General features: G+C 39.9%; 20 protein-coding genes and 1 tRNA gene. 11 read left to right on the forward strand and 10 right to left on the reverse strand.

All coding sequences use genetic code 11. The features are described from left to right. Nucleotides 1-101 precede the first annotated feature (101 nt). The gene (locus ACE1B6_RS00495) at nucleotides 102-998 is read right to left on the reverse strand and encodes a M15 family metallopeptidase (RefSeq protein WP_413255271.1); all 897 of its coding nucleotides are present in this window, start codon (nucleotides 996-998) and stop codon (nucleotides 102-104) included. Between the two features lie 346 nt (nucleotides 999-1,344). Between ACE1B6_RS00495 and ACE1B6_RS00500 the strand changes: the two genes are divergently transcribed. From ACE1B6_RS00500 to ACE1B6_RS00515, 4 genes are read left to right on the forward strand one after another with little or no spacing between them, the layout of a single operon-like run. Then, nucleotides 1,345-1,980 carry a DUF4178 domain-containing protein gene (locus tag ACE1B6_RS00500; RefSeq protein WP_413255272.1) on the forward strand — a complete coding sequence of 212 codons (636 nt, stop codon included), beginning with the start codon at nucleotides 1,345-1,347 and terminating at the stop codon, nucleotides 1,978-1,980. 6 nt (nucleotides 1,981-1,986) lie between these two features. Then, nucleotides 1,987-3,438 (forward strand): spermine/spermidine synthase domain-containing protein, encoded by a 1,452-nt coding sequence (locus ACE1B6_RS00505; RefSeq protein WP_413255273.1) that lies wholly within the window; start codon nucleotides 1,987-1,989, stop codon nucleotides 3,436-3,438. Next, complete coding sequence (locus ACE1B6_RS00510) at nucleotides 3,428-4,480, forward strand: lipid II:glycine glycyltransferase FemX (RefSeq protein ID WP_413255274.1); 1,053 nt, start codon at nucleotides 3,428-3,430, stop codon at nucleotides 4,478-4,480. The genes ACE1B6_RS00505 and ACE1B6_RS00510 overlap by 11 nt, the downstream gene beginning before the upstream one ends. Beyond that, nucleotides 4,461-5,330: a DUF350 domain-containing protein gene (locus ACE1B6_RS00515; protein ID WP_413255275.1), complete on the forward strand. Its 870-nt coding sequence runs from the start codon at nucleotides 4,461-4,463 to the stop codon at nucleotides 5,328-5,330. Before ACE1B6_RS00510 ends, ACE1B6_RS00515 begins: the two co-directional genes overlap by 20 nt. A gap of 10 nt (nucleotides 5,331-5,340) precedes the next feature. Here ACE1B6_RS00515 and ACE1B6_RS00520 read toward each other — a convergent pair whose 3' ends face one another. Beyond that, the gene (locus tag ACE1B6_RS00520; protein ID WP_413255276.1) at nucleotides 5,341-5,700 is read right to left on the reverse strand and encodes an S-adenosylmethionine decarboxylase family protein; all 360 of its coding nucleotides are present in this window, start codon (nucleotides 5,698-5,700) and stop codon (nucleotides 5,341-5,343) included. A gap of 294 nt (nucleotides 5,701-5,994) precedes the next feature. Here ACE1B6_RS00520 and ACE1B6_RS00525 point away from each other — a divergent pair, with 294 nt between their 5' ends. After that, complete coding sequence (locus ACE1B6_RS00525; protein WP_413255277.1) at nucleotides 5,995-6,789, forward strand: DNA adenine methylase; 795 nt, start codon at nucleotides 5,995-5,997, stop codon at nucleotides 6,787-6,789. A gap of 349 nt (nucleotides 6,790-7,138) precedes the next feature. Here ACE1B6_RS00525 and ACE1B6_RS00530 read toward each other — a convergent pair whose 3' ends face one another. The 5 genes from ACE1B6_RS00530 to ACE1B6_RS00550 all read right to left on the reverse strand — a co-directional run bounded on the left by ACE1B6_RS00530 (nucleotide 7,139) and on the right by ACE1B6_RS00550 (nucleotide 11,175). Continuing rightward, the gene (locus tag ACE1B6_RS00530) at nucleotides 7,139-7,531 is read right to left on the reverse strand and encodes a KilA-N domain-containing protein (protein WP_413255278.1); all 393 of its coding nucleotides are present in this window, start codon (nucleotides 7,529-7,531) and stop codon (nucleotides 7,139-7,141) included. Between the two features lie 291 nt (nucleotides 7,532-7,822). After that, nucleotides 7,823-7,917: transfer RNA gene (locus ACE1B6_RS00535), tRNA-Ala, on the reverse strand. A gap of 125 nt (nucleotides 7,918-8,042) precedes the next feature. Continuing rightward, nucleotides 8,043-8,678 carry a hypothetical protein gene (locus ACE1B6_RS00540; protein ID WP_413255279.1) on the reverse strand — a complete coding sequence of 212 codons (636 nt, stop codon included), beginning with the start codon at nucleotides 8,676-8,678 and terminating at the stop codon, nucleotides 8,043-8,045. A 681-nt stretch (nucleotides 8,679-9,359) separates the two neighbouring features. Then, nucleotides 9,360-9,950 carry a hypothetical protein gene (locus tag ACE1B6_RS00545; RefSeq protein ID WP_413255280.1) on the reverse strand — a complete coding sequence of 197 codons (591 nt, stop codon included), beginning with the start codon at nucleotides 9,948-9,950 and terminating at the stop codon, nucleotides 9,360-9,362. A gap of 316 nt (nucleotides 9,951-10,266) precedes the next feature. Next, a complete protein-coding gene (locus ACE1B6_RS00550) occupies nucleotides 10,267-11,175 on the reverse strand; it encodes a metallophosphoesterase family protein (protein ID WP_413255281.1) in 909 nt (302 codons plus the stop codon). A gap of 121 nt (nucleotides 11,176-11,296) precedes the next feature. Between ACE1B6_RS00550 and ACE1B6_RS00555 the strand changes: the two genes are divergently transcribed. Then, nucleotides 11,297-12,781 (forward strand): hypothetical protein, encoded by a 1,485-nt coding sequence (locus ACE1B6_RS00555; protein ID WP_413255282.1) that lies wholly within the window; start codon nucleotides 11,297-11,299, stop codon nucleotides 12,779-12,781. Nucleotides 12,782-12,912: 131 nt separating this feature from the next. On the opposite strand, the gene ACE1B6_RS00560 is transcribed toward ACE1B6_RS00555, so the two are convergent. After that, a complete protein-coding gene (locus ACE1B6_RS00560) occupies nucleotides 12,913-14,154 on the reverse strand; it encodes an FIST signal transduction protein (RefSeq protein WP_413255283.1) in 1,242 nt (413 codons plus the stop codon). Nucleotides 14,155-14,614: 460 nt separating this feature from the next. On the opposite strand from ACE1B6_RS00560, the gene ACE1B6_RS00565 reads away from it, so the two are divergent. The 5 genes from ACE1B6_RS00565 to ACE1B6_RS00585 all read left to right on the forward strand — a co-directional run bounded on the left by ACE1B6_RS00565 (nucleotide 14,615) and on the right by ACE1B6_RS00585 (nucleotide 21,028). After that, nucleotides 14,615-14,836 carry a Calvin cycle protein CP12 gene (locus ACE1B6_RS00565; protein ID WP_413255284.1) on the forward strand — a complete coding sequence of 74 codons (222 nt, stop codon included), beginning with the start codon at nucleotides 14,615-14,617 and terminating at the stop codon, nucleotides 14,834-14,836. A 99-nt stretch (nucleotides 14,837-14,935) separates the two neighbouring features. Then, a complete protein-coding gene (locus ACE1B6_RS00570; protein ID WP_413255295.1) occupies nucleotides 14,936-15,532 on the forward strand; it encodes a DUF3177 family protein in 597 nt (198 codons plus the stop codon). A gap of 44 nt (nucleotides 15,533-15,576) precedes the next feature. Continuing rightward, nucleotides 15,577-15,876 (forward strand): DUF7734 family protein, encoded by a 300-nt coding sequence (locus tag ACE1B6_RS00575; protein ID WP_413255285.1) that lies wholly within the window; start codon nucleotides 15,577-15,579, stop codon nucleotides 15,874-15,876. Nucleotides 15,877-16,306: 430 nt separating this feature from the next. Further along, a complete protein-coding gene (glmM, locus tag ACE1B6_RS00580) occupies nucleotides 16,307-17,803 on the forward strand; it encodes a phosphoglucosamine mutase (RefSeq protein WP_413255286.1) in 1,497 nt (498 codons plus the stop codon). Nucleotides 17,804-18,370: 567 nt separating this feature from the next. Next, complete coding sequence (locus ACE1B6_RS00585; protein WP_413255287.1) at nucleotides 18,371-21,028, forward strand: GAF domain-containing sensor histidine kinase; 2,658 nt, start codon at nucleotides 18,371-18,373, stop codon at nucleotides 21,026-21,028. A gap of 62 nt (nucleotides 21,029-21,090) precedes the next feature. Here ACE1B6_RS00585 and ACE1B6_RS00590 read toward each other — a convergent pair whose 3' ends face one another. Both ACE1B6_RS00590 and ACE1B6_RS00595 read right to left on the reverse strand, forming a co-directional pair. Next, nucleotides 21,091-22,431, reverse strand: coding sequence for a TldD/PmbA family protein (locus ACE1B6_RS00590; RefSeq protein WP_413255288.1), 1,341 nt, complete (start codon nucleotides 22,429-22,431; stop codon nucleotides 21,091-21,093). 84 nt (nucleotides 22,432-22,515) lie between these two features. Continuing rightward, a complete protein-coding gene (locus ACE1B6_RS00595; protein ID WP_413255289.1) occupies nucleotides 22,516-23,988 on the reverse strand; it encodes a TldD/PmbA family protein in 1,473 nt (490 codons plus the stop codon). Nucleotides 23,989-24,226: the final 238 nt, after the last annotated feature.

Below are 24,226 nucleotides of genomic sequence, written 5' to 3' on the forward strand. Positions count from 1 at the left end.
TGGCTTAGGGGTTTTGGGGGCAGGCGTTCTCCGGGCAAATAAAACATATACACCAAAAACTCAACTCCCACGCCTCCTTGCGGCCTTCTCCTGTTCTCAACCTACCCCCCCTGCCCCTCCGCCCCTCTGCTCCTCTGCCCCTCTGCCCCCCTGCCCCCCTGCCCCCCTGCCTGACTAGGGCCGAGATTTTTCGATTTATAGAATGTTTCTAGGCTTTGTCTATCTCCGACGAAACGCCAATGCCAAGGTTCGTAACTAACGCCTTGGGAGTTATTTTTTGGGAAAGATAACTCAAAGCTAAATTTTGGGGCGTTTGCTTGTAGCCATTTAAAAGCAGCTGTATTTTCAAATTTGGGATTCAAGTGAGTTGCGGGGACATTGCCATCGCCAATGTCAACGGCGTAACCTGTGTGATGTTCGCTGTAACCTGGAGGGGCGCTAACTGATGCTCTTTCGGCTGCGACTTGACCTCGCTGGGCTTTGATGCCAAAAAATAGGTATTGCTGCTCGCCTACGGAACGAAATCCCGAAATAGGTACTAAAATAATTCCCTGCGCTCTAGCTGCTGCTACCATTGCTTTAAACTTTTGGGCAGCTGGTTGACGTAGCTTAATTCGACCGTCAGCTGTAATTGGTTGTAGTTGTTCGGCTGGCGCTTCTGGATAAGCGAAATGTCCAGATTGTCCGACGATTATATCGGGCTGTCTAGTTGCTACTTTGTCTGGTGCAACGGGGGCGGGAGTTTTGGGATTATCTGTACTCTGATTGTTATTAGCGGTAATTATATTGAGTTCTGATGGCTTGGATGATGAGAAGGTAGCGAACCAAAAACCAGCAAACAGAGCAATTGCTGCCAGTCCAGTTAGTCCTGGTATGAGCCAGAATTTGTGCTTTCGACGCTGGGTTACTGTAGTTGGCGCTTCCCGTAAAGCCTCTGGGATATCTTCTAATGAGGGTACTACTCGCGATCGCTTTCTGGCGAGGTCGGGATTGTCCACGCAGGTCACTCCTACACTCTAAGAAACTTTAGACTTAACAATTGTAAACGCTGAGCGATTATTTGCTAAATCTCAGCTAGCTGTTTTTCTGGGTTAATATTATCCTTTTTTTTCTGGCTTTGGTTCCCGTCCAGATATTTTTGTTTTAAAGTTAGAATAAATTTCCCTGTGAATATGATGATTTATTAACTCTTTGCTTGAGTAAAATAATCGTTGTTGAGTAAAATGAGGTCAGAACTAGTTATCTTTAATTAACTGATAATTACATTTTTTTAAGTAAATAGTTATTGTTGCTCTACTGGACTAGTAAATTAATAAAAATTAATAAGTTGGAGATTCATTTTCCATGCGTCCTATTAACACATCAAGTCAACTTGAGTATTTACCTACGGGGACACGCTTAAAATATCATGGGATTGAGTGGCAAGTAGCTGATTATAGTAGCTATAAAGATGCTTATGGCTATGAAACTGAAGAATGGTTGTTAAAATCAAAAGTCAACAAAGAGTATTATTTATTACGAGAACTCGATCCACACAATCGAACTTCTTTAGTTAATTGGTATATTGCGGAAGAATTACGTCATCCGAAGATATTTTTACCAGAGACTTTAGAAAATGTTACCGATCGCTTATGGCAAGCTATGCAAGAGCAAGAAATGCCTTACCCGGAGTTGAAAATGTTCGATAAATCTTATTATTTCGAGTCTAAAACTAAAGGAAGTTACCAAGATGAAGATGAAGTGATTCCCCGAACTACTTGGGATTATTGGGATACAAATCGTCAATGGAATTTAGCTTTGGAAGCTTGGCAAAATCGAGAGTTGCACGTTTACTCAACTAAGGTGGTAAATCCTCAAGAGTTTAGCCAAATAATTACTAAATCGCCCCAGGAAGTTCGGTTATTATGGTTGAGATTAGGATTAGCTTCTGTAGGCATAATCTTGCTATTTGTGGGATGTTCTATGTTTTTCAATGGGTAGTTAATAATGGCTTCTTTGTTTGTTGAACAACAGGCTGATGGGATCGCTTTTTATATTAATGGCGATTTGCAATTTGATAGTGCTGATGAAGCAATTTATCATGAATATTTGGTAATTCCGGCGATCGCTTTAGCAAAACTGAGATTTCCTGATACTGAATTGCGGGTTTTAATCTGTGGTGGTGGGGATGGTTTGGCGGTGCGAGAAGTGCTAAAGTTTTCGGAAGTTAGTCATGTCGATTTAGTTGATTATGATTCTGAGGTTTTAGAATTAGGTAATACTATATTTAAACCGTTTAATGCGGGGAGTTTGACAAGCGATCGCTTAACTATTTATATTCAAGATGCTAGGGATTTTATTAGAGAAGTTCCTACTGGTTTGTATCATGTAATTATTGCTGATTTTACTTATCCCACCAATGCAGAAGATACTAAAGTTTATAGTTTAGAGTGGTTTCAACAAGTTAATTTAGCCTTAGAAAATGGAGGAATTTTTTGTACTAATGGGGTGTCTCCAGAAACTCGCACTGCTGGTTTTTGGTGCTTGTACCAAACTTTATTAGCAGCAGAGTTAATGGCTAAACCTTTACAATTAAATATTCCTTCTTTTCAGCGTTTAGGTTATGGAAATTGGGGATTTTTCTTGACTTCGCAAATTTCTATTGAAGCTGCTGAGTTGGAGAAAATTACCTTTCCCGAAAACTTACGAGTAATAAATCGAAAAAAGCTGTTAGCTGCTTTTTGGTTTGATAGTGCGATCGCGAATATTCGCCATCAAGTAACAATTAATTCGCTGCAATTTCCCGAATTGTTTTATTATCTACTAAATCCCAGTTTTCAACTAGAAAAAACCGACAATTCAAAAGTTAATTTTTTAGAGATTTACGAAGTAAGTAATGGTAAAATTGGGCAGAGAAACTGGCTACAACTAGAATCAACAGCAAAAGCTTGGTTAGAACATTTTACAACAACTCAGAACTTAGGAAAAAATCCTCCAGATTTGAATCGACTATTGCCGATCCAGCATCGCTACCATAGCCCAGCAATGCAAAGAGAATGGTTAGGATATTTACAACAATTATTGGTGGAAATAGATCTAAATAAACTGATGAAAAGTACTTTATCAAGAGTACAAGAACTCCCGCCACATATAGCCAGAGATTTAAGAAATTTATCAGAAAAAATCCGTTCTGGGCAACCTTTAACTAACCTTTCTCCTAGTACTACTCAATTTTTAATGTTGCTTTCAGTGACTTTACTAATGGCTAATTTAGTTGCGCCAGATACAGTTTTTGCTAAAGGTTATTATGGTGGTAGTAGCGGAGATTATGATAGTTCCGATCCCATTATTTTGAGCGATCGACAATCTTTAGGCTTACAATTAATGTTTTGGGGAGCAGGATTTTTGGTGTGGCTGGGTTTAACATTTTTAAGTGATAGTAACTCCAATGATGATTAATTCAACTCAGTCAAATATAAGTTTACAAATTAGACTTTTACAGAGTCAAGAAAAGGAATTATGGGATGATTGTGTAGCGTCAGATCCTCATAGTTGCTTTATGCAATCTTGGGTATGGGCAGATTTTAAAGAATTGGAGGGTTATCAAACTTTTCGCTATGGTTTATTTGCAGAAGATCGGTTAATTGGGGGATGTATTTTTCATTTTTATCCTCATCCAAGTAAAGCGAATTTACTAATGATACCCGGTGGGCCAATTTTACCATTTTCTTATTTAGAAGTAGGGATAGAGCTATTATTAAAACAGGCGGAAAGTTTAGTTAGTAAATTGGGTGCGATCGCACTCCGCATCGAACCATTATGGCAACAAAAACCTAATTGTATTGCCGAATTTGCCCGTGCGCCAGTTGACTTGTTACCTTCAGAAACTCTCTTAATTGATTTACGTCCTTCCGAAACAGAAATGTTAGCCGCAATGAAGCAAAAAGGACGCTATAATTTACGCCTTAGTTGGCGTTATGGAGTGACAACAGAATTTACATCCGATCCCCAAGCGATTCCGGTATTTTATGACTTATTTTGGGAAACAGTAAAACGACAAAATTTCTTTGGTGAACCTTACAGTTTCTTCATAAATCTCTGTTTGACGCTGTTTAAAGCTAATATGGCAGAAATTGGTTTTGCCAAATGGAAAGGAGAAGTTTTAGCGACAATTTTAGTAGTTTATTTTGGCGATCGCGCTACCTACCTTTACGGCGGAAGTAGTCCGATTTATTCCCAAGTAATGGCATCTTACGCCTTACATTGGGCAGCGATGCAACGAGCAAAAAGCAAAAATTGTACAATGTATGATTTTTATGGTTTTACTCGTAATCCTCAGCATAGTTATGCTAAATTTTCCCAATTTAAAAGTCAATTTGGCGGCATAAATATGACAACTATTGGCGCACAGGATTATTTTTTTTACGATCGTTTGGCAGATACTTTAATCGGATTATTAAAAGCTATTGGAGGTAATGAAAATGAACAGAATTTTATATGATGCCTTGATGCAATCAGGAGTAATAATTTTAGAATTAGCCGTAGGTTTTGGATTATTTTGGGTAGGACAATTAGCGTATCAAAAGTTATTTCGTCGCATTCAATTAAACTTAGAATTATTTGTTAAAGATAATCCCGCAGTAGCAATTTCTTTAGTAGGTTATTACTTGGGAATTGTCATTGCTCTTGGTGGAGTTTTAGCACAACCTGCAAGTAGTTGGCAACAGAAAATAACGAATTTAGTAAGTTATGGGGCGACGGTAATTTTATTTATGTTAGCAGGGGCTTGGATAGGCGATCGCTTAATTCTTCGCCAGTGCGATACCGCCAGAGAAGTATTAGAAGAACGTAACATTGGTGCAGCTTTTGTAGAAGCAGGAATTCACATCGCTAATGGCTTAATTTTAAATGCCGCTTTAGCCGGAGAAAGTGGCGGTTGGTTGGTTGGATTAGTCTGTTGGTTAATTGGATTAGCAGTATTATTTTTAGTCAGTATTATTTATCCGAAAGTCACAACTTATGATGTGTTTGGCGAAATTGAAAAACGCAATAATCCTGCGGCTGGAGTTGCCTTATCCGGCTTATTAATTGGTACAGGAAATATTGTGAGAGTAGCCTTTAGCCCAGAATTTCAAAATTGGTTTACCAGTTTTACTCAGTACGGATTAATTTTACTATTTTGCTTAGGTTCATTAGTAGTAATTCGCTGGTTAGCTGATTTAATTTTAGTACCAGGAGTCAAAATATCCGATGAAATTGTCAACCAAGAAATTCCCAATGTCGGTGCAGGATTAATTGAGGCATTTGCTTATATTGCGGCTTCATTTTTAATTGCTTGGGCTTTTTTATAAAATTCGGTAATTAACCAGTAACTTCTAAATGTTCCCAATGTTCTTTTTGGCTATTTTCACTTAATTTTAAAGTGAGTAAATGAGCTAAAATCTCAGCTTTTTGTTGATTGTCTTGGGAATAATCGCAGACATGAATATCAACACAAACTTTTCTTTCTTCAGGCCAAAAATGTATAGCAACATGAGATTCTGCAAGTAAGATAACTGCGGAAATTCCTTGGGGTTGAAAGGTAACGGAAAGTTCCCCCACTGGTGAAAGTTTGGCAGTAATAGCTGCTTGTTTTAACACCTGAATAAAATCGGTTTCATTCCAGTGAGAGATTGCCTCAGAAGTGGTCAAAATTGCTGAGACATGATGGGATTTAATCACGGGTTTTCCAGGGCACTGAAAGCTGGGTATTGGGGAAAAGGCGATCGCGCTTAACCATCTTATTTTACAAACAGATCTAACATATTCTCTCTTCACTTAACAACTCAAAAACTGCTAATATTATGTAGTCTCTGTCCTTAATTCTTATTACTAACATAAAGAGCAATTAAACCGTATTGAAGAGATTATGAAGGCAGCTAAGAAGAAAGGTTGGGCAAGGATCGTAGAAATGAATGAGCAAGTGACCGCCAACTTAAGAACAATGATTAAAACTCTAGAGGCTTTAACTAAAAGATGACAACTACCGTAAAACAGAGTCTAAACCCACCCCTTAAGTGGGCTGGTGGAAAACGTTGGTTAGTACCTATATTGCGGGAACTTTTGGGCGACAAAACTTATAACAGATTGGTTGAGCCTTTTGTTGGTGGTATGGCTATTGCTTTAGGTCTTCTTCCTGAAAAAGCTCTACTAAATGATATAAATCCCCATCTGATTAACTTCTATAAGTCGTTACAACGTGGCTTGAAGATCGACATTCCATTAGAGAATGATAAAGATTGCTACTACCAATACCGTGATCGATTCAACCAGTTAATCAAGGCAGGGCAGGGCAACACTAAAAATGCGGCAGAGTTGTTCTATTTCTTAAACCGCAGCGCCTACAACGGATTGGTTCGCTTTAATAGCAAAGGTGAATTTAATGTCCCTTTCGGTCAGTACAAGACAATCAACTACGCTACAGACTTTACCAACTACATCCCGCTTCTAAAAGACTGGGTGTTCAGTTCTCAAGACTTCTCTATGTTGTCTCTTGAAGAGGGCGACCTTATCTATGCAGACCCTCCTTATGATGTGGAGTTCACAAGATACAGTGCCACTGACTTTAAGTGGGAAGACCAGATTAGGTTAGCGGAGTGGTTAGCCACATCTAAAGAGACTGTCATTGTGTCTAATCAGGCAACAGAGAGAGTAATTGACTTATACACCCGATTAGGGTTTGAGATCACATTGTTAGAAGGCCCCAGACGGATTGCTTGTAATGGCGATCGAAAGCCAGCCAAAGAGATACTAGCTTTCAAAGGGCTTTGATATACACCCACATAACACAAGTGGTCTTAAAGACCATGCCTTGATGAAGCGATCGACAGCGATAGCTAAGACAGAGGAAGCAGCAGGGGTGTCTACATCTTGGCTATATAGAAAGCCCGAACTGATGGAACACATTAAGTGGAACGCATTAAACACTTGAGGCGTAACAGTTACATGGCTCCAATAGAAAGAAAAGGTGGATAGTAAGCTGTTACGCATTTAAAAGTCATATTGTAGGGTGCGTCAGATTTAGATATTTTCCTTTCTATATAAGGCTTTACCGTCTGACGCACCCTACTCGTTAATAAGCAATTTAAATGCGTAACAGCTTATCCACCTTTCACCTATTTTAGGCTGACAACTTACTTATGCAGCAGCATGAGAGATATTCGTAGTAGTCAATAGCTAACTTAGAAATTGCATAAGTACCAGCCCTTTTACCTTCAGTAGAGACAATAAGAATTCCTGGGATTTGAGCAATTAAGTGTTTTGGTTTACGACCCTCACCTCTTTTGCGTTCCACCCGAATGGGTAAAGTACCCGTTTGCTTGACGAGTTTCTCAAGTAATTCTTGAGTTTGGTTTAATCTTATCCAGTCACGGGGAGCTTTATTGGCAGGTTTACCTGCTGCGTTCCACATATCTATTAAGTTAACCAACTCGTCATCGATATAATGACGAATCATAATCCTGTTGAAGTTCATTTGCTTTGCTGAATTGAATTGTTCTTTGCACTTAGCCATAGTCTTATTTCTCTTGGTTGATTTGACGAATTGGCATTTATGTGGTATCGGGGATTGCAAAGAATTGACTAAGAACTCAAATAATGTTACAATTAAATGAGTGCAAAGCCCCGTGCCACAAGAGTTTTAATCTCTTGAGCATCTGGTAAAAGAATGCCAAACCTTTACCAGTTAAGGTTACGGAATACGCAACCTGCGAACGATAGGGTCATATACTCGGATATTTACTAAGACATAATTTGGCCTCCAGATATCGTTTCGTAGATGTAAGTAGGATCAAGTTGTTTTTCTTGAGAGCGGTGGGAGTTGAACCCACAAAAAAACCCCTCCCCAGAGGTTAAATCCAGATGCCAACTGGATTGCGTTTACCCTTCCGCCACGCTCTCTTGGATTGTTTTAACAGTGAGTTTTTTGAACTAGCCATTCAAAGGCTTACTGTTAATGGTTAAACCAAACTGAACAATGAGTTTTTATTTATGCCTGAACTTATTTCTAGTTCAGGCATAGATGTTTAGCTTCGACCATTTGGTTGTAGCTTCATGATATTTACAATCTTTTCAAGATTGCTATTATCATGCAGTTTAATTTCTGATTTGTGTGAGAATTGTTGCTTTAATTGTGTTACTTCCTGATTTAGCTGTCCTACTTCTTGTTTAAGACTGGCTATTTCAGCAGCCATTATCTCAAGGACTTTATCATAATCGAATCGAACTGTTAATCCATTCTCATTTTCTTCCTCTTCAGATTCTATCTGTAAGTCATTGTAGCTATCAGATAATTCTTCACTATCTGATTCTGGAACTACCTCTTCAGCCTGTTGAGAAGGCAACCAAGGTACTTCTATATATCCTGTAGAGTAGGCTTTCTCAATACCTTCCCTAGTAGAACCGGAGAATAAAGAGTAAATGTTAGTAGGTATGTGTTTATTTTCAGTCCCCGCTAATACCTCTTTAGTTAGTAATTGTTTTGCTACTAGCTTATCTGCACGTTTTAAGTTTGCTGATCTAGATAAGCCAAGGTCTTTTCCAAGATCACTTAAGGTAGCAGTTCCTCCTCTTTCATAGACCGCTAATAAAAGCTTGATCTCCTCATGATTAAGTAGGACACGCCCACTTGTCTTGTGAGCCGTATCTGGTATAATGTTCATTAGAAACATCCCTTTTTTTGTACTCTAAAGGGTTAACTTGATTTGGAGAGGCAATTCTCTTTGCTGGTAACAAGGAGGTTGATTGCCTCTCCCTAAAGTAAGTATAAAGCCTTTTCCCGATATATGCAACCCTACCTCTATGAATTTTCTTATAAGGGGGTTTATATAAAGGAGTATAGGTAAAAAGCCTATAAAATATGGGATATAAAGTAGAGTATGCTTGGTGTTTGAGGCAATACTATACATCTACTTGAGACTGTTGGGTGGGTAAAGCTTAGACATCTTTAACATATATTACTCAGGGCAGGACATTCCAATGGTTGCAGCCATTACTGCGTCTGGTTGCTTGGCAGAGACTCTGAATATGTTACCTCTTCCAAGTGAAGAAACGTACTCTCCAGTGCGGCAATTAATCCTAAACTTGCTGTAGTACTGTATTCCCCCCGCCTCGCCAGTGACAGTGTTACCTCTCACAACGATGGTTTCATCCATGACTCTAGGAACGCAACCATAAGAAGGGCAGTTGACTGCCCTAACTAAAAGCTGAGAGCTAAGTAGAGTAATTAAAGTAAGACCTAAAAGGAGTAGCTTTTGATAGCGTTTCATTTTCTACTGAAGAGTATAATTAATTGGGAAGCGGTATGTGATGAAATACCACATACCACTTTTGTAAGAATTGGTTTATTGAAAAGAGTTAAGTACTTGCTTTAAAACGCTTTCCATAATAATAGAGTTATTCGTTCCTATTGAAGCCGAAAATGTTACTACAAATCTATTCTTGTAACTCTGTGAAATATTAAGGGTGGTTTCCTCTCCCATTCCAGTATAAATAAGTCTCCCATTTTTCTCTATAGGTCTTGTAGTATATCCTCTAGATAGACTTTCTCGCAGGTTCTGGATGAATGAGTTAGTGTTATCTATAGTCACAATAATTGAAGCTGGGTCGCTATCAGTTGGAACCTTATTTCTGAGTAAACAGACCATCTCTCTATAGCCATTTGGGTCAAATATTCCTATGCTATATTGACCCCCAGCCCCAGCAGGTAATTGCATGACTCGGTAATTGGCTGGTATTTCAATTTGGAATCCATAGCGAGAATCTTTATAGACCCTGACATTTCTACTAGGTAATTCAGGAGCAGAAATATTACACTGTATGGCAGTAGCTTGATCAATGTTTCCTACATTAATTGAAGCTAAGACTCCTAAACCCAATACTAAAGAAAGGACTTTTTTAGAGTTACGCTTAAGCCCTACTAGTGAATTTGACATATTATTGGTTTCCCTGACAGTATATTTTGACTAGTCCTTTAACTTTTATATCTCTGTAAGTAGTGAATCAATAACAGTGGATTTACTGGAATCTGTACTTGGTTTTTAGGATATAGCAGGGGGATCAGTGACGATCGCACTCTAGTACATAGGGAACATACTGATAAACTCAAACCCTTATCAGAACTGATACTTAAGGCTTAAGCTCTAAAGAGAAGACAAGGAGGAGCTTTTAAATTAAATTATCTAGAAATGAGGAAATTTTTAATTGTTTGACTTTCATGGTTTTTCCTCAAATCGATCGCCAATCCCAACCCTACAAACTAATCACACCTCGATCAAACACTAAATTATCTGTACCAATGGCGCTAATTAAAATTCGATCGCGATACACATCATAAGCCGCAAAACTCAAGCGACTTGCTGAATATTCCGTAAAATCAGAACGTCCTACTGGGCGAGTTCCTGCACCTCCACCAGTAATCATGTAAGTTGTACCATTAATAGAACGAGTCCGTTCATAACTATGTTCGTGACCATTAATATAAAGTTGCACTTTGTATTTTTGGAAAAGCGGAGTAAACAGCTTAATAAAAGGTTCATTCATCCCATAAACACCAGCAGAATAAATTTGGTGATGTCCAAAAACCACTTTCCAAGGTGCATCGCTGCGACTTAATTCTTCTTCTAACCAAACCATCTGATTTTTCCAATCAGCATTACCATTAGTATCTAAAGCAAAAAATTGTATCGAATCATGACGAAAAGTATAGTAGCGACTTGGCATATTAAACCCAGCATACTTAACTTGAGGATCGCCGTTTTCTGTGCGAATATCGTGATTACCTAAACAAGCACGAAACTTGACTCCTTTTTTTAATAAATCTTGATAAGGACGCTCAAAAACTGCCTCGATTTTTTCAATTTCCCCATAGTTATAAATGTTATCGCCAGCCAAAATGACTAAATTGTAAGGGTTTTTTTCGTGATAGCGAGACATCGCTTCCGCTACCGCGTACTGACTTTTTGTGCCAGTGCCCGTGTCAGCGACGGAAACGAAGCGGAACAAAGGCGGTTCGGTGGGGGTGGCTAATTCTGGGACTGCGTTGGATAATTGAGTATCTGCGCTTTCGGCTGGGGAAGTTTGCAGAAGTTTACCTAAAAAGCTGAATCCCAAACCAGCTAAACCGCCCAAAACTAGAAACTGACGACGCTTGAAGTTCATAATAAATTCTTAAACTGAATAACGCGATCGAAAGCAGGATAGCAGATGATAGATTAGGGCAGGAGAGAGCAATCTGTAAGAATCTTAAAACTAAAGCCGTCACACTTATATATTTATATTCATGTCACAAGATCGACCAAAGCAGCCAGAACCAGAAAAACCAACTTCGCCCTCCCCGACACCAACACCAGAAACGGGTAAGGCGAGTTCTAGTTTGGCAAAAGTAGGCACTATTATTAATCAAACTTGGAAGCAAGTCCAATCACTTTGGAAAAGCAAAGGTGCTCAGAAGCAAGTGGAAAAGAAACAACCGGAAGTTGCGCCTCAAGTATCTACAGAAGTGAGCACTCAGGATACTATACCCTCGGCTGCTAGTTTACCACCAGAAACAACAATGCCTGTTTCGCAAACGCAGGGGGAAACTTTAGCAGAAGTACCAGCAAAAACGCCTATCAAGAGTGCAGTGGGGGATAGTTTAGCGGAAGTAATCACGGAAGCTGTTACAGATGTTCCTAGTGCAGTGGAGGATAGTTTAGCAGAAGTAGTAGCGGAAACTGTTACAGATGTTCCGACTCTCGTTGGGGAAACTTTAGCGGAAGCACCAGCGGAAACGATAACGCCTGTTTCTAATGTCAAAGGCGACAGTTTGGCGGAAGTAGCAGCAGAAACGCCTGTCGAGAGTGCGGTGGGAGATAGTTTAGCTGCAACAAATACTCCTGCGCCTGTAGCAACGGCGAAAACTACTGCTAAGACTGCGCCAGTGGCGGAAAAGCCGAGTTTTGCGGCATTATTGTTGGGTTTCTTGCGGAAAATTCCCGGTTGGTGGAAGGCTTTTTTGACGAAGGTACGTCAGATTTTACCGGAGTCGGTGCGGCAAAAGTTGCCTAATGATACGGTGTTGACTGGTGCGATCGCTCTAGTATTAATCTCAATATTCTGGATAAATTCCCTACTTTCCCCCGGAAAACCCACCCAAATTGCTGAAGTTCCCCCCACAGTTCCCAGCACACCATCAGAAGAAGTTCTACCACCGGAAATTACCATTCCGCCCCAAGTAAATATCCCACCAGAAATTGTACTTCCGCCAGAAATAACAACACCACCAGAAGAAGCCCCAGTTGCAGAAATACCCGTACCATCAGAAATTACTACATCGCCAGAAACTCCTGTATTTACACCTGTACCAGAAGAGGAAAAGGTAGCATCAGGAATTAAAGCGCCGCCAGAATTAACAGCACCCAAGCCGCCTGAAATAGTAGAAAATTTGCCCCCACCAGCGCCAGTATTGACACCGGAACAAAAATTAATTGCCGCAATTCAAAACCAAGTTGCTAACATTGCAGGTGAATATGCTAATGGTTTAATTGTGGCAATTCAAGCTGATTTTCCCAATAATTTTTTAAGTCTTCAAGTAGCTAATGATTGGTACACTTTCGATCCAACTAAACAGGATCAATTAGCTGCGGATATGTGGCAACGTTCTCAAGAATTAGACTTTGAAAAGTTGGAAATTAATGATATTGAAGGTAGGCTAATAGCTCGTTCTCCGGTAGTGGGTTCTAATATGATTATTTGGCAAAGAAAATTAGCCGCAACTAGCTTTTAGCGCATTGGCAGGAGATGGGAAGATGGGCGAGACAGAAAAAGTTTTAATTGTTGAATTCTCCTCACCCCTGCCCCTCTGCCCCTCTGCCCCTCTGCCCCTCTGCCCCCCTGCCCCTCTGCCCCTCTGCCCCTCTAAGGTTGGCGACAGATGCCGAATACTGAGGTATAACCGTGAAGGAAAGTGCCGCTACCGACAGGGCCAATTTCGCCGTTACAGAAGAAGCCGCTGACGGGGACATTTTTTAAGTAACGACGGAGTAGTTGGGAGTCAAAGTTTGGGCGACCATAAAGCCCTTCACCTCTACCGACGCAGGGGAACATTAATGCGCCAAGGGCATCAGCGTCAGCGGGAGTTTGTTGTAGGTAACGTTTGAGCATCATTTCTAAATCGTCGGCTGATGCGTCGGCATCTCGGAGGTGGAATTTGATGCGTTGTCCGGGACGAACTCGATCGCCAATTGCGATCGCCCCTGCTTTGGGATCGACACCTAACAAATTGCGAATTAAAAAATCTCCGTGCTGTAATTCCTGTTTAAATTCATCTCTCGCTACACCGACAAACAGGGAATTTTGGGCTAATAGGCGATCGTTATCACTTAAACCTTGTAACAGATCGCGCAAAACTTCTAAAGGTGGGCGAGAATTCCCATTACTAAAAACATCATTACCCTGTTCTTCTAATCCCAAAACAATATTTCTTTCCCCTTCAGTAACGCGATAAGTTTCCCCAATCGGACGGCAACCTTGGGCAACAATTGTTTCTAAAATAATGTTACCGCTTAAAGCAACTCCTACTGTACCTTCGCGATGGAGTTTGTAGTTACAAAACAGACCAATATTACCTCTGACATTACCACCACTAGCTAATCCCCCTAATTTAACTGCTCCCGGATAAGCAAAATCTAAACCTTCGAGGAGATCGTTGATCCCGGATAAAAAGGGATCGGAAAATAAAATAAAGTGCGGTCGAGTTTCTGGCGCTACACCAATTAAATTCACCCAAGTATCGGGAGAACTATCTAAATCTGGTAAAACTTCTGGTAGGAGATGAAAGGGTTGTACTTTTACATCTGGTAAGTGTAACAAAGTCAGGCTTAATCCAGGTTGTCCTTCTACTTCCTGGGCTTCGCCGTAGCGACTCATGCCAATTACACCGCCCCCACTGCAACCAATTAGTAATTTTACTGATAATCGCTCTTGGAGTAAGGGCATTAACCTTGTATACTCACTGGCAAAAGCAGAGGAAATAAACACCAGTCCTAAGTCTGCTGTTGCTTGTAATGATTTTTCTGCACGTTCTACAACTTCCTCGACAGCCGCTTCCAAAGAGGGACGGGTGGAGAGGGCATTTGCCCACCTAATTTGGTTGCTCATGGGTTTCACCTCACGTCCTATTTCCTGATTTTACGCTATCTAAAATCTAAAGCCGCGATTTTTATAAATATCTGCCTAGATTTAGGGAAATTTTTGCACCAATCTCAGGGCTAAAGCCTTTGTTCGGTTAAAGTACGGAGGCTCTGGGCTTTAATCTTGGTAGGATAGCAATTAATCTGTGATTTGAGTACTGGTGAAGAGTTTCGGTTTTCATACTGGTAGGTTTTTGTAAACAAATGATAAGATGAAAACTGCTAAAGATAGAAGGCGTGATTACATACTGTTAATTCAGTAACGCCTAAATCTTAAGAAATAAACTCAGATTCTTACCTTGCGAAGAAGCTGATTGTAAGAATAGACAGTTAGGATCTCATCATATAGATGCCTCTCATAAAATTAAGAGGACGAAAAACTGAGATTAAACTGAAAGATAGAAAATCCTCAAACAAAGACAAGATCTATGAGCAACATCGAACAAAAAATCGAAAAAGAACGGGAACAAGCTCGTCAGGTATGTACTACTGAAGGTGCTACATCGGGTCAATGTGCTGCTGCTTGGGAAGCGGTGGAAGAATTACAAGCCGAAGCTTCACATCAGCGAGAAGAACCACAGAAAACTGCTTTTGATAAATACTGTGATGATAACCCGGATGCTGCTGAGTGTCGGTTATATGAGGACTAATTTTTGTTAGTTCTCTATGTATTTAATTAACTTCTGCAACCGAACTCTGTAAAATGAGTTCGAGTTGCTACTTTTTTACTGTAAAGCAGTTAGGAGATGATGCAAGAGAACATTTGGTTTCGACCGTTAGTTTGGATGGATTACCGACTAGCGGTATTATTTACGGTGATTATTCCTCTGATTCTACTAGTTTGGGCGATTGTCCAAAAAAGCGATGCGGTGCAGAGGTTGATGATTATTTACTGGCGGGTTGCTAGTTTGTTGGCAATTACGATTTATTTGACGATCGGTTCTTGGTCAATTGCTTTTATTTCGGCTTTGGCGGTGCGGATATTAATTCCGATTTCTTTATGGTTTTGGCAGGATATTAATGAGGAAATTAGTGATTTGCCAGAGCGGAAGTTAAAGTTAGGTGTGACTTCTTGGCGATGGGCAATTACAGTTTACAGTTTGCTAGGTGCGATCGGCCAAATTCCTTTCTTACGTTGCGCGTTTTCGGCGGGGGCGATGAATGAGCCGTTTTGTCAAGTGTGGCGAGAACCACCTTTGTTATTTAAGGAATATTTCCACGCTAATACTAAGCCGGGTTTTTTGGGTTTTATTGGCTTAATGGCGTTGATAATTTATGTGGCTTATTTTGTTTACTTTTTGTTTTTTAGGTTGGGTAAACAAGGGCGATCGGCTATTGAACAATAAAGCTAGAAATGTAACTAAATCAGCTATCCAAATTGCAATTAGTTATGAGTGATTCTATTGGTAGACGCTTAGAAAAATATACGGAAAAACGTCCCCAAGAGGTGTTACTGGTGAATGTGCAAATTGGAGATGTTGAAGACCAAATTGCCATTTTTAAGGGTTTTTCTAGTTCTTTAATGAATCCGACGGCTAGCGATCCAGATGTGCCAGTATTGCCGGAAGCGGCGAAAATTACTAGTATCGATCGCCTAGCCAGTCCTTATAATCCCGCAGCACCTCGCTATATTCAAAAAGATTTAACTTGGGAAGATATGCAGCTGCTTTTATCAGAAGTAGCAGTTTAAGTAATACTGCTTAGTAAATGGTGAAGGGGAAAAGGTTAAAGGTGAAAGGCGGGAATCTAAGTTTTTCCCTTTACCCTTTAATATTTTCCCATTTTTCCCTTACCCTTTTTCCTGAAAAAATTTGTTATGACAACCTTAATCGGTCTACTTATAATTACTTAAAATTATCTATTAATATCTTCATAAAAAATACATAAAAATACCAGAAAACCTGAATTAGAATCAAGTCAAATAGTCAATCGGACTTAGTACAAAAGCATTTAATACGGCTACCCACCCAAACGGGGACAAATTTGTTACCTGTTCCTATTGCCTTTGGTCGCAAAAATGTCCCGATCGATTACCAATAGCCTTTAATACTTTAGACTGGTTCCCGAAAGTGCTATCCTCCACTAGTAAGTAAGTGTGATGTGTGGAGTGACTTTAGCTTATGGTTTCAACCCCTGTAAAAACTCAGTCCTCTGGACGCTCTGAATTAGGAATATCTGTAGTACCGACAGTCAGTTCACCGCAGGCGAACCCTAACCCAGGATACCATTCTACGGCGCTACCATCGACGGCTTTATTTGGCACGGATGGAATTAGGGGGAAGGTTGGGGATTTGCTAACGGCGGAACTGGCTTTGCAAGTAGGTTTTCACTGCGGTCAAGTTTTGTCTTCGATCTTTTCCCACCAAGCCAGCAGTACGGGAAAAGTAATTGTGGGTCAGGATACGCGAAATTCCAGCAATATGTTAGCAATGGCTTTGTCTGCTGGTTTAACCGCTGCTGGGTTGGAAGTTTGGGATTTGGGCATTTGTCCGACTCCAGGTGTGGCTTATCTGACTCATGCGGCGGGTGCTTTGGGCGGTGTGATGATTTCGGCTAGCCATAATCCACCAGAGGATAATGGAATTAAAATTTTTGGCCCCAGTGGTACAAAACTGAATAAGGAATTACAAGCAGAAATTGAAGCTGGACTGCGTGGTAAGCGGGAATTTAGTAATATTACTGGGAATGGTTGGGGTAAGCACTATCAGCGCCGGGATTTGCTGAAGGATTATAAAGCTTCCTTGACTGAACCGCTGCAAGCTGGTTTGGATTTGCGGGGAATGCGTGTGGTGCTGGATCTGGCTTGGGGTGCGGCTGTGGGGATAGCGCCAGAAGTGTTTGCGGCGATGGGCGCTGAGGTGATTTGCTTGCATGAAGCCGCGGATGGCGATCGGATTAATGTAAATTGCGGTTCGACTCATTTGGGTAAATTGCAGGAAGCGGTAAAAGTTCATCAAGCTGATTTGGGTTTTGCTTTTGATGGTGATGCCGATCGCGCTTTGGCGGTAGACTCTCAAGGGCGTGTGGTAGATGGAGATTACATTCTCTATTTCTGGGGACAGCATTTAGCCCAAGGGCAAAAGTTACCCGGAAATATGATTGTGGCTACGGTGATGGCTAATTTGGGTTTTGAATTAGCTTGGCAACATTTGGGCGGTCAATTTTTGCGGACTCCGGTGGGCGATCAGTATGTTCACGCAGAAATGGTGCGCCAAGATGCGATGTTAGGTGGCGAACAATCTGGGCATATTTTGTGTCGTCATTATGGTATTAGTGGTGATGGTTTGTTGACGGCGTTGCATTTGGCGGCGATCGTTAAGGAAACAGGTACTTCTTTACGGGAAATGGTAGACCAAAGTTTCCAACCTTATCCTCAAGTTTTGAAAAATGTTCGGGTTGAGGATCGGGAAGTGCGGTTGAATTGGCAAAATTGTGATGTGTTGATGAATGCGATCGCGCAAGCCGAAAACGCAATGGCTGGACAAGGACGGATTTTAGTTCGCGCTTCCGGTACTGAACCTTTAATTAGAGTGATGGTGGAAGCCGCCAGTGCAGAACTAACTCATCACTGGGCGGATAAATTAGTTCTCACGGTTCAACAACATTTAGTTGCCTAAGTTACTGCTTAACTCAGCAAATATTTAATCTTTACGCTGTCGCAGTCCTAACTGTGGCGGCGTTTCGCTTTTTTTGTATAAATTTATACGAAAATTATTTGCGTTCTCTCTCATACTACAGGAAAATTGCAACTTCTATATTAGGATAGCCCTCATTTTCAGCAGGGTAAATTAAGAAACGTTGCAGGCATCAACTATGAAGTTTGTAAAAAATGTTTCAATTTAAACAAAGGCAACAAAATAAAATTAAGAACGGATTAAAATTAATTAAAGTAATAAAAGACTGCCGAATTAAACCAAGGACTAGCTAGTGAAAAAGTGGGCAAAAAATCAACTCTAAGAATTCACACCTAAATTAAATTTATTAGCAGTCAAAATTACTTTAACTAAATTAGCTAACAAATGTAAAGGCTAAGCATTGCACTTACAAAAATCTCCCAACTAAGCTTCTAAGGTATAACTATGGTGGGTTCTATATCCCTAGTACATAATTTATCGTCTGGATTAAACTGTAAAAAACAGTTAGTTAACACAGAAATGGAAGATCCCTACAAAAGGAGTGTAATCTTGCAAAAAGTAATTGCGCGGATTTGGAACGCTTCGGAAAGTTTAGGAATAGAAAGTTGTGCGCCGATAGAAGTGGCATTAGAAGAGATAAGTAAATTATTAAATATAGAACGTTGTTGTTTTTTTTGGTATTTGCCAAATACTAAACAAATTAAAGTAAGTTATGAATGGTTGGCGGAAAAACGGCAGTTAATTACTGGGGAATGTTGTCCATTAGAGATATTTACTGGTGCAGCTAGTGCTTTAGAAAAAATTGCTTCAGGAATTACCAATGACTTAATTTTTATTAAATGTGGTACTAATTCCATGTTGGCATCTTTTGAGGCGATCGCACAAATGCTAGCGCAACAAACGAGTGAGCGATCGCGGCGCAGAAGAGGAAAACAAAATTCTTTAGTAGATCAAGATTTTGCTCAATTAATAATTCCGGTTTATCGGGATAGCAGTGAAGAAAGTTTTCAAGAAAATGCGCTCGGATTAATTGCTTGTTACTGTTCTTACCAACGCCATTGGAGTGCAAATGAGCTTGATTTTTTAAAGTTAGTGGCGCAACAATTAGCGATCGCAATTCGCCAAACTCAAATTTACGAACGGAGTCAGAGACAAGCGCAAAGGGAAAAACTAATTAATCAAATTACTAGTCAAACTAGGGAGAGTTTGGATTTAGAAACAATTTTAAATTCAGCGATCGAGCAGTTGTTAGATGCGTTGGAGGTCGATCGGTGTTTAGTGCATTTAGTAGAAACTGTTAGCAGGGGAAAATCGGAAGTTAAACATAATATTTTAATGGGCAATAGTCAGGCAAAATTGACAGATAATCAAACGAAAAGCTTTTGGGAAACAGCCCATCAAATAGCCTATCGCCGTCAGCATTTATATGAAGTTTATCGAGAACCTTTTACGGCTTCTTTAACTGATTTTGATACTCAAGGACCGATTACGCAATGGGTAATTCAAAATGGACAATCAGTGGTAATAAATGATATTACTCAGGATACGCGGATTGGCGAACAAAATGAAGAATACCAAAAAGCGGGAATTAGATCTTCTTTAGTTGTTCCGGTGCAAGCAAATGATGTATTACACGCAATTATTTATCTGAATCAATGTGGTTACAATCGCTATTGGACAAAAAGCGATTTAGAATTAGCAGAAGCGGTGGCGAATCAATTAGCTATTGCGATTCATCAAGCTTGTTTGTATGCTCAAACTCGTGCGGCGATGGAGCGAGAATCTTTATTAAGAGTAATTAGTAACCAAATTCGGCGCACGTTAGATTTAAAGACAATTTTACAAACAACAGTTAAGCAAGTACAGAATTTTTTAGCTACAGATCGAGTGGCAATATATCAGTTTACTGAGAGCTTGCAAGGTGAGTTACTGGTACAAGAAACGAGGGAAAACTGTTCTAGTCTTATTCAAGAAGTAGGTGATAATTGTTGTTTGTTGAACAATTATTTTTATCCTTATCAGGGGGAAGTAGTACAGATAATTAATGATGTGGCTGATGCGGATATTAGCGATCGCCATTTAGTATTTTTGCAGCAGTTACAAGTAAGAGCTAGTTTAGTTGTACCGATCGTTAGAACTGAGGAAACAGGAGAAATAACTGTAGATATCAAAGCTAATCAAATTTGGGGATTGTTGATTGTTCAAGAGTGTAATCAACCGAGAGTTTGGCAAGATTCAGAAGTAGAATTATTGCAGCAGATTAGTACGCAGTTAGCGATCGCCATTCAACAAGCAGAACTTTACAAACAAAGTCAAATTGCTGCTGCAAATGCTCAAAAAAAAGCCGCAGCTTTGCAACAAGCTTTATATGATTTAAAAGAAACTCAAGCCCAATTAATTCAGACTGAAAAAATGTCTACATTAGGGCAATTAGTAGCTGGTGTAGCTCACGAAATCAACAATCCAGTTAACTTCATTTATGGCAATTTAACTTATGCCAATAATTACAGTAAAGATTTGCTCAAATTAATCAATTTGTACCAAAAATATTGTCCCGATTCTAATCCAGAGATCCAAGAATGTGTGGAAGAAATAGACTTAGAATTTTTGATGCAAGATATGCCGAAAATTCTAACTTCGATGAAGGTGGGAGCCGATCGCATTCGTCAAATAGTGCTAAGTTTGCGAAATTTCTCCCGACTCGAACAAGCAGAAATGAAAGCAGTTAACATTCATGAAGGCATTGAAAGTACTTTGTTAATTTTACAAAATCGCCTCAAAGCTAACGGTACAAATCCTCAAATTGAAATAGTTAAAGATTACGGAGAATTACCTTTAGTAGAATGTTTTGCTGGGCAATTAAATCAAGTATTTATGAATATTATCAGCAATGCTATTGATGCTTTAGAAGAGAGAAAAGACAACAATAATTCATCTCCTACCATTATAATTAGTACAGAACTTTGTAACGCTGATTCTATCTTAATCAGCATTGCTGATAATGGTCCCGGTATACCAACGAAAGCCAAAAAACGATTATTTGACGCTTTTTTTACTACGAAACCTGTAGGAAAAGGCACAGGTTTAGGCTTATCAATTAGCTACAAAATCATCGTAGATAGACATCAAGGATCGCTTTGGTGCGAGTCAACTTTAGGAAAAGGTACAGAATTTTTTATTAAAATTCCTTTAGTACAATCAAGTTAAACGATCGGTTTGTTGTAGCGACTTCAGTGCTTGCACGACTGAAGTCGCTACAACGAACGGATTTATTCGCCAGTAATTGAAAGTGCGTCAACCCAGATTTTTGGGCAAACTCCACTTGTGGTTAATTCTGGTTCTTTTTCGATAAAAGCGATCGAATTTAAGACTTGCAAAAAATCTCCCGCAACAGTCGCCGCATCGATACTAATTAACTCACCATTTCTAATCATCCAACCATCAAAAGGTAGAGAAAAAGAACCTTGTACCGCCTTAACTCCCGCATGAAAAGCCTTTAACTGATCGATATAAATCACATTATCGGCAGTTTTCACACTTAACTCTTGCTCAGGTTGTGCTTCTGAAAAAATATGATAAAAATGCGGGCTAACTGTTACCTTCGCGCCAATATTAGCATTACCAGTAGGCTTGGTATTCAATCTTTTCGCAGTACCAGCACTATGAATTAAGCCAGTCAAAACCCCATTATTAATGATAGAAATGCGCCGAGTTGGTGTACCTTCATCATCAAAAGTTTCTGCGCCAACATTGCTGGGATGTAAAGCATCATCGCAGACACAAAGTAAAGGAGAAGCAATTTTTGTTCCCAAGGTTTCAGGAGTAGAAAGACTTTGGTTGTCGAGGATATCTTGAGCATCAAAAATGTTAGAAAAAGCATTTAATAAACTCAAGAAAGCTTTACCCGAAAAAACCACTTGATATTTACCAGTTTTGATTTTTTCATAATCCAAATGACTGATAGTTTTCTGAGCAGCTTCTTGCAAGCAACCGGGAATATCTAACTCCTCTAAACTATGGCTAATTCTTACAGCGCCAGCACTACGAGGTTTTTTGCCTTCCTGCTCAGTTTTGGTAGCAAGATAGATCGAAGAAACAGTACGAGATTCGTTTCTCACCGCACCTTCGCTGTTAACATAAAATCGATCGACATCTCTTTGCGCTAAACCATTGTAAGGTACACTTGTAATTGCTGGATGAGCAGAAATCAACTCTTTTTCTGCTGCTAATAAAGTTTCAATTAGTTTAGCTGCGGGTGCTTGGTTGGCTTTTTCTGCGGATGAATGAGTAATGGGAATAGTTGCTTCGGGGCTAAAGTCGGGAATGTTTTCTTTTGCACCAAAAAAGCTGGCTTCATAAGCGGTTTTTAAAGCTAATTCAATTCCCAAAGGATCGACATCTGTAGTACTAGTAACCCCTAAACTTTGCTTGTCATTCCACACTCGAACCATTACACCGGAACGACTAGAAGCGTTAACTTGTTTCGGTTCACCTTGATCTACTTGTACGCTGGTTTCATCAACGGTTGAACCGTAAATATCGAACTTTTTAATTCCTAATTTCTGAGCGATTTCTTGCGCGTATCCCGCAATTTCTTGAGTACTTGGCACAACTTTCTCCCTTTGAATTAATCATTACAAAATTTTAGATTTTAGACTTAATCCCAAATCTAAAATCCAAAATCTAAAATTGGTTTAGCGTCCGCCAACGGTGATAGAATCAACCTTAATGTGTGGTTGTCCAACTGTTACATAAACGCTGCCACTGATGGAACCGCAAAAACCAGAAGCGAGTTCTAAATCTTTGGAACTCATGGAAATTTTGTTCATAATTTCCTTAGCTTCACCAATTAAAACTGCACCTTTCAAAGGTTTAGTAATTTTGCCATTTTCAATCAAGTAAGCTTCATCAACTCCGAAGTTAAATTCACCTGTTGCGCCGACACTTCCGCCGCCCATTTTCTTACAGTAAATGCCTTTATCTACGGAATTAAATAAGTCTTCTAGGGCGTAATTTCCGGGTGCAATGTAGGTGTTTCGCATCCGAGAAGCAGCTGCATAAGTGTAACCTTGTCTTCTACCGCTTCCGGTTCTAGGATGTCCAGTTCGTATGGAACCTGCGCGATCGGCAATAAAATTCTTCAAAATGCCATTTTCGATCAATAATGTTCTTTGGGTAGGCATTCCTTCGTCGTCCATGTCGATCGTTCCGAAGGCATTTTGCGATCGACCTTCATCCCAAGCAGTTAAATTTTCGTGAGCAATCTTTTCGCCTTTCTTGTCAATAAATGGCGTAGTTTTGCGTTCAATTTGAGTAGTTTCTAGCAAATGTCCGCAAGCTTCATGGAAAATCACGCCGCCAAAAGCATTCGCCATAATAATCGGATAAGTTCCCGATTCTACATAATCAGCATAAAGCATTTTTCCGGCTGATTCTGCCACTTCTTCCGAGTCAAATTCATAATTCCAATTCCGCAAAAAGCTAGCATCTCCCGTATTACCGGAACGCTTACCAATTGAAGAACGATTAGCGCCATCAGCACACAAAAGATTGTAACCAACTGATTGAGTTAAGCGAATATCACGGGCAAAAGTTCCATCGCTTGCAGCGACTAAAACTTCTTGCCAATCTCGGAAATAAACGGCGCGTCGAGATTGAACGTGATTCGCTTTTTGCTTGAGTTTGGCGTTAGCATCAAGCAACACTTCGCCCATTTCTTGCATTGAGCTAAATTGAGAATTCCAAATATCTTTGTTATTTTTGGTGGCGTAATCTCGGAGTAATTCTAAGTTGATTTCGGGGATGTAAGAATTAGGTGCGGGGAGAATTAATCCTTGAATGGAAAGTGCTTTTTCTAATGCTGCTTTTAGTCCTGAAAATGATAGGTCATTGGTGCTAACATAGCAATCAGATTGTCCGCGAAAAACTCTGACACCTGCACCTGTAGAAAGTTTAGGTGAGATGCTAGTAATACCGTCATCTTCTGCTAAACAGCTAATGTAATTGACTCGTTCTAAAAAGAATTCGATAAAATCTGCACCAGCAGCACGTCCCAATCCTAGCAATGTTGCTAAGGGTGCTTCCCAGGTTTCATCAAAGCGATCGCGTGTGGGATTATATGACAAGCTGGGCAATTCTTTGGTTAAAAGTATCGAGGTTGCTAGCATTGGTAATCTCGTTTTAGGGTGAGGCATCCTACTTTTAATTAGTGTAACAAATTTATTTTTTTTATGAACCGCGAAGACGCGAAGAGCGCGAAGAGAAGAAGAAGAGGTTAAAGAGTAGCTTTTGGCAAAAATCGATCGCTTTAATTCTTCATCTGTGGTTAAAAAAAATTCGGTAATGTAATCTTTACACTTTCTCTTCTTCTTCTTCCTTCGTGTCCTTCGCGTCTTCGCGGTTCAA

Origin of the sequence: Floridaenema fluviatile BLCC-F154 (assembly GCF_041929135.1) — a bacterium.
Lineage (GTDB): Bacteria > Cyanobacteriota > Cyanobacteriia > Cyanobacteriales > Aerosakkonemataceae > Floridanema > Floridanema fluviatile.

Bases quoted from the DNA above. Each gene is read 5' to 3' on its own strand.
- ACE1B6_RS00500 (WP_413255272.1), top strand. From the start codon at position 1,345: ATGCGTCCTATTAACACATCAAGTCAACTTGAGTATTTACCTACGGGG.
- ACE1B6_RS00505 (WP_413255273.1), top strand. From the start codon at position 1,987: ATGGCTTCTTTGTTTGTTGAACAACAGGCTGATGGGATCGCTTTTTAT.
- ACE1B6_RS00510 (WP_413255274.1), top strand. From the start codon at position 3,428: ATGATGATTAATTCAACTCAGTCAAATATAAGTTTACAAATTAGACTT.
- ACE1B6_RS00515 (WP_413255275.1), top strand. From the start codon at position 4,461: ATGAACAGAATTTTATATGATGCCTTGATGCAATCAGGAGTAATAATT.
- ACE1B6_RS00525 (WP_413255277.1), top strand. From the start codon at position 5,995: ATGACAACTACCGTAAAACAGAGTCTAAACCCACCCCTTAAGTGGGCT.
- ACE1B6_RS00530 (WP_413255278.1), bottom strand. From the start codon at position 7,531: ATGGCTAAGTGCAAAGAACAATTCAATTCAGCAAAGCAAATGAACTTC.
- ACE1B6_RS00540 (WP_413255279.1), bottom strand. From the start codon at position 8,678: ATGAACATTATACCAGATACGGCTCACAAGACAAGTGGGCGTGTCCTA.
- ACE1B6_RS00545 (WP_413255280.1), bottom strand. From the start codon at position 9,950: ATGTCAAATTCACTAGTAGGGCTTAAGCGTAACTCTAAAAAAGTCCTT.
- ACE1B6_RS00550 (WP_413255281.1), bottom strand. From the start codon at position 11,175: ATGAACTTCAAGCGTCGTCAGTTTCTAGTTTTGGGCGGTTTAGCTGGT.
- ACE1B6_RS00555 (WP_413255282.1), top strand. From the start codon at position 11,297: ATGTCACAAGATCGACCAAAGCAGCCAGAACCAGAAAAACCAACTTCG.
- ACE1B6_RS00560 (WP_413255283.1), bottom strand. From the start codon at position 14,154: ATGAGCAACCAAATTAGGTGGGCAAATGCCCTCTCCACCCGTCCCTCT.
- ACE1B6_RS00565 (WP_413255284.1), top strand. From the start codon at position 14,615: ATGAGCAACATCGAACAAAAAATCGAAAAAGAACGGGAACAAGCTCGT.
- ACE1B6_RS00570 (WP_413255295.1), top strand. From the start codon at position 14,936: ATGCAAGAGAACATTTGGTTTCGACCGTTAGTTTGGATGGATTACCGA.
- ACE1B6_RS00575 (WP_413255285.1), top strand. From the start codon at position 15,577: ATGAGTGATTCTATTGGTAGACGCTTAGAAAAATATACGGAAAAACGT.
- glmM (WP_413255286.1), top strand. From the start codon at position 16,307: ATGGTTTCAACCCCTGTAAAAACTCAGTCCTCTGGACGCTCTGAATTA.
- ACE1B6_RS00595 (WP_413255289.1), bottom strand. From the start codon at position 23,988: ATGCTAGCAACCTCGATACTTTTAACCAAAGAATTGCCCAGCTTGTCA.